The 12,993-nt window shown below is 37.8% G+C and carries 11 protein-coding genes; 10 read left to right on the top strand and 1 reads right to left on the bottom strand.

The genetic code is table 11. The features are described from left to right. Nucleotides 1-195: 195 nt before the first annotated feature. Nucleotides 196-1,653 (bottom strand): beta-Ala-His dipeptidase, encoded by a 1,458-nt coding sequence (gene pepD, locus M983_RS12630; RefSeq protein WP_066751436.1) that lies wholly within the window; start codon nucleotides 1,651-1,653, stop codon nucleotides 196-198. Nucleotides 1,654-2,005: 352 nt separating this feature from the next. Between pepD and gpt the strand changes: the two genes are divergently transcribed. From gpt to recA, 10 genes are all read left to right on the top strand, one after another. Then, a complete protein-coding gene (gene gpt / locus M983_RS12635; protein ID WP_066751438.1) occupies nucleotides 2,006-2,467 on the top strand; it encodes a xanthine phosphoribosyltransferase in 462 nt (153 codons plus the stop codon). A 266-nt stretch (nucleotides 2,468-2,733) separates the two neighbouring features. Continuing rightward, nucleotides 2,734-3,984 (top strand): esterase FrsA, encoded by a 1,251-nt coding sequence (frsA, locus tag M983_RS12640; protein WP_066751445.1) that lies wholly within the window; start codon nucleotides 2,734-2,736, stop codon nucleotides 3,982-3,984. A 70-nt stretch (nucleotides 3,985-4,054) separates the two neighbouring features. Further along, nucleotides 4,055-4,456 (top strand): sigma factor-binding protein Crl, encoded by a 402-nt coding sequence (gene crl, locus M983_RS12645; protein ID WP_066751448.1) that lies wholly within the window; start codon nucleotides 4,055-4,057, stop codon nucleotides 4,454-4,456. A 110-nt stretch (nucleotides 4,457-4,566) separates the two neighbouring features. After that, entirely contained in the window at nucleotides 4,567-5,670 is a 1,104-nt protein-coding gene (proB, locus tag M983_RS12650; RefSeq protein WP_066751450.1) for a glutamate 5-kinase, read from the top strand. Nucleotides 5,671-5,680: 10 nt separating this feature from the next. Then, complete coding sequence (gene proA, locus M983_RS12655; RefSeq protein WP_066751453.1) at nucleotides 5,681-6,934, top strand: glutamate-5-semialdehyde dehydrogenase; 1,254 nt, start codon at nucleotides 5,681-5,683, stop codon at nucleotides 6,932-6,934. A gap of 146 nt (nucleotides 6,935-7,080) precedes the next feature. Beyond that, the gene (aroL, locus tag M983_RS12660) at nucleotides 7,081-7,593 is read left to right on the top strand and encodes a shikimate kinase AroL (protein WP_066751456.1); all 513 of its coding nucleotides are present in this window, start codon (nucleotides 7,081-7,083) and stop codon (nucleotides 7,591-7,593) included. A gap of 106 nt (nucleotides 7,594-7,699) precedes the next feature. After that, nucleotides 7,700-9,862 (top strand): bifunctional acyl-ACP--phospholipid O-acyltransferase/long-chain-fatty-acid--ACP ligase, encoded by a 2,163-nt coding sequence (gene aas, locus M983_RS12665; protein WP_083954601.1) that lies wholly within the window; start codon nucleotides 7,700-7,702, stop codon nucleotides 9,860-9,862. After that, nucleotides 9,862-11,061, top strand: a complete 1,200-nt coding sequence (gene lplT, locus M983_RS12670) for a lysophospholipid transporter LplT (RefSeq protein WP_066751460.1) — start codon at nucleotides 9,862-9,864, stop codon at nucleotides 11,059-11,061. Before aas ends, lplT begins: the two co-directional genes overlap by 1 nt. A 47-nt stretch (nucleotides 11,062-11,108) precedes the next feature. Next, the gene (gene pncC, locus M983_RS12675) at nucleotides 11,109-11,615 is read left to right on the top strand and encodes a nicotinamide-nucleotide amidase (protein ID WP_066751463.1); all 507 of its coding nucleotides are present in this window, start codon (nucleotides 11,109-11,111) and stop codon (nucleotides 11,613-11,615) included. Between the two features lie 105 nt (nucleotides 11,616-11,720). Continuing rightward, on the top strand, nucleotides 11,721-12,791 hold the full coding sequence (gene recA / locus M983_RS12680) for a recombinase RecA (protein WP_066751467.1): 1,071 nt from the start codon (nucleotides 11,721-11,723) through the stop codon (nucleotides 12,789-12,791). The last annotated feature ends 202 nt before the right edge of the window (nucleotides 12,792-12,993 follow it).

Genomic DNA, 12,993 nt, shown 5'->3' on the forward strand with positions numbered 1-12,993 from the left:
TAGAAATAATTCCTATTAGTGTTTATGTATTAATTCCAAAAAGGAATATAAGAAATAACAAATTGTTAAATAAGAGAATTAGCTAGTTAATTAATAGAGAAGAATGATAAAAAAGGCAGAAAGAAAGGGTTTTATTCTCATTAAAAAAGCTCGCAACATTATATTACGAGCTTTAAGTTTTGAGCTAATAGGTTATTATTTTGCAGGGATTGCTTTTAAAATCGCTGTTAATAATTGCCAGTATTGACCGACACTTTTAATATGTACGCGTTCATCTGGTGAGTGTGCACCACGAATAGTTGGCCCAATAGAAACCATATCCATTTCTGGGTAAGGTTTTTTGAATAAACCACACTCAAGACCTGCATGAATAACCATAATATTAGGTACTTTATCAAATAGTTGTTGATAAGTATCACGGACAAGATGCATGACAGGTGAATCAGCATCCGGTTTCCAACCTGGGTAACCACCTTTTGCTTCAAGTTCAGCATTGGCTAATTTTGCTAATGCACTTAGCATACTAACAACATAAGTTTTGCCACTGTCAATCAGTGAGCGAATTAAGCAAAGAATTTCAACTTTATCGTCAACAATGCTAACAACACCGACGTTTAGCGAAGTTTCAACAACACCTTCAACATCATCACTCATTCGAATAACGCCGTTTGGCATGGCATTCATTAAATTGATAAAACGTTGTTGGCAATCAGCTGAGAATGCCTTTCTATCTGTTGTTGTATCAATTAATTCAATTTTTAGATTCTTTTCTGCTATTGCTAATTCTGTTTTTAACAGTGCTTCAAAATCATTTGTCAGCGTTGTTAGTTGCTGTGCCTTATCAGCGGGAATAGCGAAAATAATATGTGCTTCACGTGGGATTGCGTTTCGCAGTGTACCACCGTGGAAGTCGATTAATTTCAGTGATAATTCATCAGCATGGCTTGCTAAAAATCGTGCTAGCAACTTATTTGCATTACCTAAGCCTAAATGGATATCACCACCTGAGTGACCGCCATTTAATCCTTTTAATACCAGTTGTTTAACAATATAGCCTGTAGGTATAGCATCATAAGAAAGTGCAACCGTGGTTTTTACATCAACACCACCAGCACAACCCATGTAGATTTCGCCTTCTTCTTCTGAGTCTGTATTGATAAGAATATCAGCTTGTAACCAACCAGGTTGTAAACCGAAAGCACCATCCATACCCGTTTCTTCAGTCATGGTTAATAAGACTTCTAGTGGGCCATGTTTTACTGTGTCATCAGCAAGAACTGCTAAAGCAGAGGCCATACCAACACCATTATCAGCACCTAATGTTGTACCTTTGGCTTTGATCCAGTCGCCATCAACATAAGGTTGAATAGGATCTTTGGTAAAGTCGTGAACAGTGTCATTGTTTTTTTGTGGCACCATATCTAAGTGTGCTTGTAAAACAACCGCTTTACGATCTTCCATGCCTTTTGTTGCTGGTTTACGAATTAAAATGTTACCAACAGCATCACGTTCAGCAAATAGACCTTTTTCATTAGCCCAAGAAAGAATATGAGAAGCTAGGGCTTCTTCATGATACGACGGATGTGGAATAGAACAAATTTTTGCAAAAATATCCCACAGTGGTTGTGGGGATAGAGTAGATAGTTCAGACACAACGGATCTCCTATAACAGCATCTGTGTTATGAATAGCCTACCGCTTTCTTAAGGGCTAGCTTTATTATTCTGAGCGTTATACGCCAATATCATTGAGAATATCACTTTCTTTTGATGAATGCGTCATTCTATTCACATCTCTATTTAATATATTATATTTTAATATTGTATCTATGGATTGTAATGTCTGTTTTTTAATCAAAAAGTGGAGTAAGAATAAAAAACAGGGATAATCTTGTTTGATTTATCGTTTTCTCTGGTCTTTAAGCGCTCAAATCACTATAATCTCGCGCAACCTTTTTTTCCGCAAAAAAGCTTCTCTCGAATTCAAGTAGCTAGGATCACAATATTATGAGCGAAAAATATGTTGTAACGTGGGATATGTTGCAAATACATGCCCGTCAATTGGCGCAACGTTTATTACCAGTCGAACAATGGACAGGCATTATTGCTGTCAGTCGTGGGGGGCTTGTTCCCGCGGCATTACTTGCTCGTGAATTGGGTATTCGTCATGTGGATACCGTCTGTATTTCTAGTTATGACCATGATCATCAACGTGACCTCAAAATCTTAAAAAAAGCAGAAGGTGATGGTGAAGGCTTTATCGTCGTTGATGATTTAGTGGATACTGGTGGAACTGCTAAAGTTATTCGCGAAATGTATCCTAAAGCTCACTTTGTCACTATTTTCGCAAAACCAGAAGGGCGCCCTTTAGTTGATGATTTTGTAGTTGATATCCCTCAAGATACATGGATTGAACAGCCTTGGGATATGGGTGTTGCCTTTGTTCCTCCTGTTTGTGATCAAAAATAATATTATAATTAACGCGTTTCGTTAATTATAAAAAGACGAATCCCCGCAAAACACGTTGTTCTCATTTATTGAACAGTTTGTCATTGCGGGGATTTTTATTTTGTGAGAATACACGCTGTTATCATCTTTTCGTTTTATCTCTTTTGTAATTCACACTGCTTGAAGTGATTCCATGCTATGATAAAAATAGAACTTTTAACCACCTTTTAGCTATTTTATGACTATTAGTGGTATTTACTAAGGTATTCACTAATTTGAAAAACGATATGGCAGATAATACAAATCTTTCTGAAACACTGTTTAAACCTCGTGCAAAACACGCTGAAACATCAACGTTAATACAGTACACACACCCAAAATCAAATATAGCAACATACTCTGTATTAAACGGAACAAGCCAGCAAAGTTGGTATAGAACAATTCAGCGCTTGCAGTGGATTTGGCGAGGCCTTTCACCTATTGAGATTGAAGAAGTGCTCAGTCGCATCGCATTAAAGGATGCACCACGTAGTGATGATAAATTTATTGATACGATTGTTGGTTATCGTAAAGGTAATTGGTCATTTGAATGGTCTCATCAAGCGATGACTTGGCAACAAAAAGCATTACGTGAAGAATCTGGCGATAAAGCTGCGGATTGCTGGTTACGTGCTGCTAATCTTTATAGTATTGCTGCTTACCCTTTTATTAATGGGGATTTTTTAGCAGATCAAGCGGTCGTCTTAGCGATGAAAGCCTTTGAGAATGCCACTAAGTTTTCATCATATGTCGTTAAAAAATTAACATTTAAATTAGAAGAAAAAGGTACAACAACGGGCTTTTTACATCTTCCTAAAGATAGCCGTGGTCCTTATCCAACCGTTATTTTTTGCGGTGGATTAGATAATCTTCAAAGCGATTATGTGAGCTTCTTTAGAAAATACCTTGCGCCTAAGGGCATAGCAATGCTAACACTTGATATGCCATCTATTGGTTATAGTGCAAAGTTAAAATTATCTGAAGACACGTGTAAATTACAAGGTGAAGTGCTTACCCAACTTTCAGAAGTACCTTGGATAGACCATACACGTATCGGCGTTATGGGGTTTCGCTTCGGTGCTAATATCGCGGTGCGCTTAGCTTATATCTACCCTAAGTTAATCAAAGGTGTTGTCGCACTAGGGCCACTCATCCACGCTTTCTTTACTCAGCCACAGTTGCAGAAAAAAATTCCTATCATGTATCTTGATGTAATAGCTAGCCGTTTAGGGTTATTCAATATAGATGAAAATAATCTGAGATTATCGCTAAGCAGTTATTCGCTAAAAAACCAGGGATTGATTGGTCGACGTATGCCAGTCCCTATGATGAGTGTTTATTGGAAAGGTGATGACATCAGTCCAAAAGAAGATTCGCAATTAATTGCGCGTTCTTCTATGGATGGCGATATTTTAGCAATTAATGAAAAACCACTATATGAAGGATTAGAGTTAGCATTACAAAACAGTGCAGATTGGATTTATAAAAAATTAATATAATAATTATTGAACTATAACTTGCCAATTATATTAGATTATATAACAGTAGGGAGGATAAGGAGACTGATTTATGACTTCATCTTTGAACCCGACCCGAGGTAAGTTATTAAAGCGTTTTGCTCAGATAGGCCCTTATATCAGAGAGCAACAATGCCAAGAAGGCCAGTTTTTTTTTGATTGCTTGGCTGTCTGTGTAAATACAAAAGTAGCTCCCGAAAAACGTGAATTTTGGGGCTGGTGGATGTATTTAGAACGTAATGAGCAAGAGCTCATTTACCATTATCAAATAGGATTATTTGATAAAAATGGTGATTGGCTCAATCAAGTAATTAGTAAAAAAGATGTTATTAACTCTATTAATGAAACACTTCTTCGTTTTCATAATTTTCTTCAAACAACGGTGGCTGAATTAGAAATGACGCTCACACCAGATGAAAAAATGAACGATTTTCATCTTTCTCTTCAGCCCTAATATTGTGTTAGGGCAACTTTTCGTTGTTTTTGCGTTATGTCGGTTGGCATAACGCTTCTCTCCTGATAAAACTGTGTATTATTTTTCTAATCAACAAAATGGTAAATGTTATGAGTAGCAGCCAAACACTGGTTGTTAAATTAGGAACGAGTGTACTCACTGGGGGTTCACGACGTTTAGATCAGTCTCATATTGTTGAGCTGGTTCGCCAATGTGCAAAACAACACGAAAAAGGGCATCGGATTATTATCGTGACATCAGGTGCAATTGCAGCTGGGCGTGAATATTTAAATTATCCTGATTTACCTGCCACTATTGCTTCAAAACAACTATTAGCGGCTGTTGGTCAAAGTGCACTAATTCAAGTATGGAAGCAATTATTTGCCATTTACGATATTCATATTGGGCAAATGCTTTTAACACGCGCAGATATTGAAGATAGAGAACGCTTTTTAAATGCACGCGATACACTACATGCATTACTCGATAATCACATTATTCCTGTTATTAATGAAAATGATGCCGTCGCTACTGCAGAAATTAAAGTAGGGGATAATGATAACCTTTCAGCACTTGCCGCTATTTTAGGGGGTGCAGATAAACTTTTATTATTAACTGATATTGAAGGTCTTTACACCGCTGATCCTCGTCATGATCCTAAAGCAACATTAATTCCAGAAGTATTTGATATTAGTGATGAGCTACGTCAAGTTGCTGGAGATAGCGTTTCAGGATTAGGTACAGGGGGAATGGCAACTAAACTTCAAGCTGCAACCGTTGCTGGTCGCGCTGGTATTGATGTGATTATAGCTGCCGGTGTTAAACCTGATGTTATTGCTAAAGTGATTGATAATGAACCCGTAGGCACACTTTTCCATGGCTTAAAAAGCCCATTAGAAAAACGCAAAAGATGGATTTTTGGTGCGCCAATTGCAGGGGTTATTGTTATTGATGATGGTGCTGAAAAGGCGATAAAAGAAAAAGGTAGTTCACTTTTGCCTAAAGGTATAAAAGAAATTACAGGTGATTTCTCGCGTGGATGTGTTGTACGCATTCAAAATTTGCAAGGTAAAGATCTCGCTCATGGTGTTTCGCATTATAATAGTGATGCATTACGTTTAATTGCAGGACACCATTCACAAGAAATTAGCCATATTTTAGGCTACGAGTATGGCAGTGTTGCTGTACATCGTGATGATATGATTGTTAGCTAAGGAGTCTCTTATGTTAGAACAGATGGGTAAATCAGCAAGAGAGGCCTCTTGGCATTTAGCTCAATTATCAACAGAGCAAAAAAATGAGGCTTTATATGCCATTGCTTCTCTATTAGAGCAACAAGAAGTGGCTATCTTGAGCGCAAATGAAAAAGATATGCAAGCTGCTCGTGATGCCGATATTAATGCTGCAATGTTAGATCGTTTATTATTAACACGTGAACGTTTAAAAGCTATCGCAGATGATGTACGTCAGGTCTGTCGCTTAGAAGATCCTGTAGGACAAATTATCGATGGTCGACTATTAGATAGCGGATTACGCTTAGAGCGTCGTAGAGTTCCTCTAGGTGTTGTTGGTGTGATTTATGAGGCTCGACCTAATGTGACTATTGATGTCGCGACTTTATGCTTAAAAACAGGTAATGCAGCCATTCTTCGTGGTGGGAAAGAGACGCATCACACAAACCAAGCGATTGTTGCTGTTATCCAACAAGCACTCGAAAAATGTGGAATCCCTGCTACTGCAATTCAAGCTATTAATCGACCTGATCGTGAGTTAGTTGCGCAAATGCTAAAGATGGATCAATATATTGATATGCTGATCCCTCGAGGTGGTGCAGGATTACATAAACTGTGTCGTGAACAATCAACCATCCCTGTCATAACTGGCGGTATTGGCGTTTGCCATACTTTTGTTGATGAAAGTGCCGATATAGAAAAAGCGCTGGGTGTTATCACAAATGCAAAAGTACAAAGACCAAGTGCATGTAATTCATTAGAGACTTTATTAGTACATGAAAAGATTGCTGAGCTATTTTTGCCGTTATTAAGTAATGCTATGGCATCACAAAAAGTAACGCTACATGCTAGTGAAAAAGCACTTGCCGGATTACAAAAAGGTAAGGCAACAGTTATTGATGTAAAAGAAGCAGATTACCGTGATGAATGGTTATCGCTTGATTTAAATGTTGAAGTCGTTGCTGATCTTAATGCCGCAATTAATCATATCCGCCATTATGGTACTGCGCATTCTGATGCGATTTTAACGCAATCTCTCGCTAATGCTGACCGCTTTGTTCGTCAAGTCGATTCTGCTGCTGTATATGTTAATGCCAGCACTCGATTTACTGATGGTGGACAATTTGGACTGGGTGCTGAAGTTGCTGTTAGTACACAAAAACTACATGCTAGAGGTCCAATGGGATTAGATGCACTAACCACCTATAAGTGGATTGGTTACGGCGATAATACAATACGTCGTTAATTCCTAACACAATGCATCAAGCCATACTTTTTAAAGTGTGGCTTTATTTTTTCATATCATCAGGTATGATGTTTTTACCTTTACACCATGTAAATTTTTAATTACACCTTTTTTAAGACTTACACACTATGGAGATAGTGCATATTATGGATAGTACAATTTACCTGATAGGCCCTCGTGGTGCAGGAAAAACAACCGTAGGTAAAGCGCTTTCTCTTATTCTAGATTATCACTTTATTGATACAGATAATTGGATTGTTGATAAATATCAGAAAACTATATCCTCTATAGTTGAAGATAATGGATGGGAATTTTTTCGTAAAATAGAATCAGATGCGTTAGTTGATGTAAGTTGCCCTAATCAAGTCATTTCGACAGGGGGTGGCATAATTCTAGCCGAGAAAAATCGGACCTATATGAAAGCTTCAGGTGTAACTATTTATTTACAAGCATCGGTTGAAACATTGATAGATCGCTTATCAGATGATCCAAATGAGGCTCAACGTCCAAGTTTAACAGGAAAAACCTTACTCGCTGAAACACGAGATGTGCTAGAAAAACGCGAACCCCTTTATTTAGAATGTGCTGACATTATTGTTAATGCAGGATTATCAATAAAAGAAATTATTGAGATTATTTTAGTAAAATTAACTAAATAATTAAGAAATTATCTGATAACAGAGTGAAATAGCGGACTTTTATTTTATTTTTTTCATATCCTATTTATAGTAGGCGTAACTGACAATTATAAAATGAGATATGGACATGATGCTAATAGCGTTTTTAAAAACACTATTTAAAATCCTATTTAGAGTTAAAGTTGAAGGATTTATTGAGCAGTTTTCACAACACGAAAAATGTATCATTATCCCTAATCATACATCATATATTGATGGTGTATTACTACGTTTGTTTTTACCTATTAATCCTGTATTTGCTGTTTATACTTCTGTCGCTACATCAAGAATAGCAAACTGGTTAAGCCGTTATGCTGATATTGTTCCTTTAGATCCATCGAACTCTATGGCCGTACGTCAGCTCGTAAAAGAGGTTGATAAAGGTCGTCCTATTGTTATTTTTCCTGAAGGTCGAATAACGGTAACAAATGGACTGATGAAAATTTATGAAGGTGCGGCGTTTATTGCAGCAAAATCAGGTGCTAAAGTTGTCCCTGTTAGAATAGAAGGTGCTGAATTTAGCTATTTTTCACGTGTTCGTAAAACATTAGGCATGAAATCTCATTTATTTCAAAAAATGACGATAAAGGTATTACCTCCTGTTGAAATACCTATGCCTAAAAGTGATAAATCTTCAGAACGTCGCCGTTTATCTGGTGAAGCAATGCGTGATGTAATGATGGATGCCATCATGCAAACGCGCCCTAGCATTACACTTTATGAAGCATTTTTACGAGCGATGTCTCAATATGGGCGATTCAGTCCGTTAATTTCTGATATTAATTTAAAAGAAGATTCTTACTTTAGTTTTTTAAAGAAAACGTTAGGCATGAGTCGTATTATTGAGCATCATACTCAGCCTAATGAGCGTATTGGCTTATTGCTTCCTAACAGTACAATCACCGCCACAGTTCTTTTTGGTGCAAGCATGCGCAAGCGTATTGTTGCCATGCTAAACTATACTGCGGGTAGCTTAGGTATTGAAAATGCCTTACAAGCTGCATCAATCAAGACTATTTTCACTTCGCGACAATTTTTAGAAAAAGCCGATTTATTACATATTCCAGAGCAAGTTCCGCAAGCGAATTGGATTTATCTTGAAGATCTCAAAAACACTATCACAAGTGATGACAAACGCTGGGTATTGAAACACCTATTAATGCCTCATAAAGCCATGTTGCCGCAAAGTGCGGATGATGCAGCGATAATTCTCTTTACTTCAGGCTCTGAAGGCACGCCAAAAGGGGTTGTGCATAGTCATTCAAGCTTATTAGCCAATATTGAACAAATTCGTGCTGTTGCAGATTTCTCACCTCGAGATAAATTTATGTCTGCACTACCTTTATTTCATGCTTTTGGCTTAACTGCTGGTTTATTAGCGCCGATTTGTTTAGGTGCTAGAGTCTTTCTTTATCCCAGCCCATTACATTATCGAGCTGTCCCTGAATTAGTTTATGACCAAAACTGCACAGTATTATTTGGTACATCCACATTTCTTGCTAACTACGGAAAAAATGCACACCCTTATGATTTTTATCGTATTAGATATGTCATTGCAGGTGCTGAGAAATTATCAGAATCAACACGTATCTTATGGCAAGAAAAGTTTGGTGTCCGCATTTTAGAAGGCTATGGTGTTACAGAATGTGCACCAGTTGTCTCTATTAATGTGCCATTGAGTGCAAAATTACATACAGTAGGTCGGTTATTACCAGGTATGGAAGGACGATTGATCCCGATACCCGGGATTCCTGAAGGTGGGCGCTTACAAGTCAAAGGTCCTAACATAATGAAAGGGTATCTGCGTGTTGAAGCTCCTTCTATATTAGAAACCCCAACGGCAATTAATGCCGAAGGCATTGAGCAAGCTGGCTGGTATGATACAGGGGATATTGTCACGCTAGATAGCGAAGGATTTTGTACAATTAAAGGGCGAGTGAAACGCTTTGCTAAAATTGCAGGTGAAATGATCTCACTTGAAAGTGTTGAACATCTCGTAAGTAAAGCATCAAAAGGGGGCGCTCACGCTGTTATCTCTATTGCTGACCCTCGTAGAGGCGAATCATTAGTCCTTTTCACAACAGATAGTCAATTAGAACGTAGTACGTTATCTACTTTGGCAAAAGCAGACGGTATGGCGGATATCGCTGTACCAAAAGACATCCGTTTTGTTGAAGAACTTCCTCTCTTAGGTAGTGGAAAAACAGATTTCGTGACTCTTAAAAAACTCGCTGAACAGGAAAATAGCTAATGTCAGTAAATACTAGCCAACCTCCTTTAATGAATAAAGGAATGAAAGCTGTACTACTATCACAATTCCTTTCTGCTTTTGCTGACAATGCATTGCTATTTGCGATATTAGCTCAGTTTAAATCTGCATTTTATCCAGACTGGAGCCAACCTGTCTTACAGATGGTTTTTGTACTGGCATTCATTATATTAGCGCCATTTGTTGGAAGATTTGCCGATAGTAATCCTAAAGGTAGGGTTATGCTAAGTGGCAATCTTTTAAAATTTATAGGTGCGACACTTATCTGTATTGGTTCAGATCCTTTCTTAGGTTATGCCATGGTGGGGATTGGCGCTGCTGTCTACTCTCCTGCTAAATACGGTATTTTAGGTGAGCTAACAGATGGAGAGCGCTTAGTTAAAGCCAATGGATTGATGGAGGCATCAACTATTGCTGCGATACTGCTCGGTTCTGTTATTGGTGGATTACTCTCTGATTGGCATATTACATTAGCCTTAATAGTATGCGCTATTATGTATGGATTAGCTGTTTTTGTGAGTTTTGGTATTCCTAAGTTATCTGCGGCACAAATAGGACGAGGCTGGAATATCAAAAAATTATTTATTCAATTCTTTGATGCTTGCCAATTATTATGGAGAGACAAGGAAAGCCGTTTTTCTTTAGTAGGAACTAGCATGTTTTGGGGCGCAGGAGTCACATTACGCTTCTTACTTGTGCAATGGGTACCTATTGCACTAGGCATGACAGATAATACAACACCAACAGTATTAAATGCGATGGTGGCTGTTGGTATCGTGGTTGGTGCTGGATTAGCCGCAAAACTGGTGACATTAAAAACGGTTCGTCGTTGTATGCCTGCGGGTATTTTTATTGGGGTGAGTGTTGTTTATTTCGCTTTACAAACAACGGTTATTCCAACTTATTTTATCTTAATTATGATTGGTATTTTTGGTGGCTTCTTTGTTGTTCCCCTTAATGCACTTTTACAAGATAAAGGTAAACATAGCGTAGGTGCTGGTAATGCAATCGCAGTGCAAAATCTGGGTGAAAATACCGCTATGTTACTAATGTTAGGCTTATTCTCTTTAGTGACGAGTATTGGTATATCCGTTGTGACTATTGGTATTGGTTTTGGTACTATTTTCGCGCTTGCTATTGGTAGCTTATGGTTATGGGATTGCCTGCGTAAAAAATCTTAGTGATAAGTTAGGGTTTTTAATTTACAAAGAGAGGTTAAAAGGCTTTGATGATAAATAACGATGAAATAACGCGCTTAAGTATTGAAGTGGGAAAAGCCCTAATCGAAAAAAAATGTACACTGACCACAGCAGAATCTTGCACTGGAGGTTGGATTGCTAAAGTTATCACAGATATTGCAGGTAGCTCTGAGTATTATCACCGTGGCTTTGTCACTTATAGCAATGAAGCCAAGCATGAAATGATTGGTGTTGATGAATCAACACTCGCGCAACACGGTGCTGTGAGTGAAGAAGTGGTATGTCAAATGGCACTTGGTGCACTTAAGGCTGCTAAAGCCGATTTCGCTATCTCTGTGAGTGGTATTGCAGGACCAGGTGGAGGAAGTGCAGATAAACCCGTTGGCTTAGTTTGGTTTGGCTTTGCTTGCAAAAATGCATCAGGCACTCATGTTATTGCAAAACACTGTATTTTTAGTGGGAATCGAGAGCAGGTTAGAGCAGAATCGGTTATTTTTTCTTTAAAATCAATATATAAAGAAATTATTAATAATTAACTTGATACTGTATGATTATACAGTATAATGAGTTTTAACAAGCAAAATCATATACGTTTTAACGGTAGTGACCATCTAATGTTTCACTGCCCAGAGGGAGATAACATGGCTATTGATGAAAACAAACAAAAAGCATTGGCCGCAGCACTTGGTCAAATTGAAAAGCAATTTGGTAAAGGGTCTATCATGCGTCTGGGTGAAGATCGTTCTATGAACGTAGAAACTATCTCCACTGGCTCACTATCATTAGATGTTGCTTTAGGTGCTGGTGGTTTACCACGTGGTCGTATTGTTGAAATCTATGGGCCAGAATCTTCAGGTAAAACAACTCTTACATTGCAAGTTATTGCCTCAGCTCAACGCGAAGGTAAAATTTGTGCTTTTATTGATGCTGAACATGCGTTAGATCCAATATATGCTCAAAAATTAGGCGTAGACATTGATAACTTACTTTGTTCTCAGCCAGATACCGGAGAGCAAGCATTAGAAATTTGTGATGCGTTATCTCGCTCTGGCGCTGTTGATGTCATCGTTGTTGACTCCGTTGCAGCATTAACACCAAAAGCAGAGATTGAAGGTGAAATTGGTGATTCACACGTTGGTTTAGCTGCTCGTATGATGAGCCAAGCAATGCGTAAGCTCGCGGGTAACTTAAAAAACTCCAATACACTTCTTATCTTCATCAACCAGATTCGTATGAAAATTGGTGTTATGTTTGGTAACCCAGAAACCACAACAGGTGGTAATGCACTTAAATTCTATGCTTCAGTACGTTTAGATATTCGCCGTATTGGTTCAGTGAAAAATGGTGACGAGGTTGTTGGTAGTGAAACTCGTGTGAAAGTGGTAAAAAATAAAGTTGCAGCACCATTTAAACAAGCTGAATTCCAAATTATGTATGGCGAAGGTATTAATACCTATGGCGAATTAATCGATTTAGGTGTTAAACATAAATTAGTTGAAAAAGCAGGTGCTTGGTATAGCTACAATGGCGAAAAAATTGGCCAAGGTAAAGCAAATGCAACTAATTATCTAAAAGAACGCCCTGAAATGTATAATGAGTTGAATAGTAAATTACGTGAAATGCTACTAAACCATGCGGGTGAATTCACAAGTGCAGCAGACTTTACTAGTGAAGATGAAGCCGAAAGTGATGCTGAAAATACAAAAGATTAATTTCAGTCACACTAAATAAGATTGTGTATCGAAGTCATAGTATGGTTGTTGAATATAGTTTTAAATAACACCCATATTGTATTTATTTCTATGACTTTAGACTAAAAGGAAGCTTTAAAAGGCTTCCTTTTTCCTTTCTATAAACAGCCTAAACAAATTATTTTTATCGATTATAGATATTCATATAGAGATATTTTCTTCA

Origin of the sequence: Proteus myxofaciens ATCC 19692 (assembly GCF_001654855.1) — a bacterium.
In the GTDB taxonomy this organism is placed as follows: domain Bacteria; phylum Pseudomonadota; class Gammaproteobacteria; order Enterobacterales; family Enterobacteriaceae; genus Proteus; species Proteus myxofaciens.

What these genes read in the sequence shown, in the direction of transcription:
- gpt (WP_066751438.1), top strand. Translation starts at nt 2,006, where the DNA reads ATGAGCGAAAAATATGTTGTAACGTGGGATATGTTGCAAATACATGCC.
- frsA (WP_066751445.1), top strand. Translation starts at nt 2,734, where the DNA reads ATGGCAGATAATACAAATCTTTCTGAAACACTGTTTAAACCTCGTGCA.
- crl (WP_066751448.1), top strand. Translation starts at nt 4,055, where the DNA reads ATGACTTCATCTTTGAACCCGACCCGAGGTAAGTTATTAAAGCGTTTT.
- proB (WP_066751450.1), top strand. Translation starts at nt 4,567, where the DNA reads ATGAGTAGCAGCCAAACACTGGTTGTTAAATTAGGAACGAGTGTACTC.
- proA (WP_066751453.1), top strand. Translation starts at nt 5,681, where the DNA reads ATGTTAGAACAGATGGGTAAATCAGCAAGAGAGGCCTCTTGGCATTTA.
- aroL (WP_066751456.1), top strand. Translation starts at nt 7,081, where the DNA reads ATGGATAGTACAATTTACCTGATAGGCCCTCGTGGTGCAGGAAAAACA.
- aas (WP_083954601.1), top strand. Translation starts at nt 7,700, where the DNA reads ATGATGCTAATAGCGTTTTTAAAAACACTATTTAAAATCCTATTTAGA.
- lplT (WP_066751460.1), top strand. Translation starts at nt 9,862, where the DNA reads ATGTCAGTAAATACTAGCCAACCTCCTTTAATGAATAAAGGAATGAAA.
- pncC (WP_066751463.1), top strand. Translation starts at nt 11,109, where the DNA reads ATGATAAATAACGATGAAATAACGCGCTTAAGTATTGAAGTGGGAAAA.
- recA (WP_066751467.1), top strand. Translation starts at nt 11,721, where the DNA reads ATGGCTATTGATGAAAACAAACAAAAAGCATTGGCCGCAGCACTTGGT.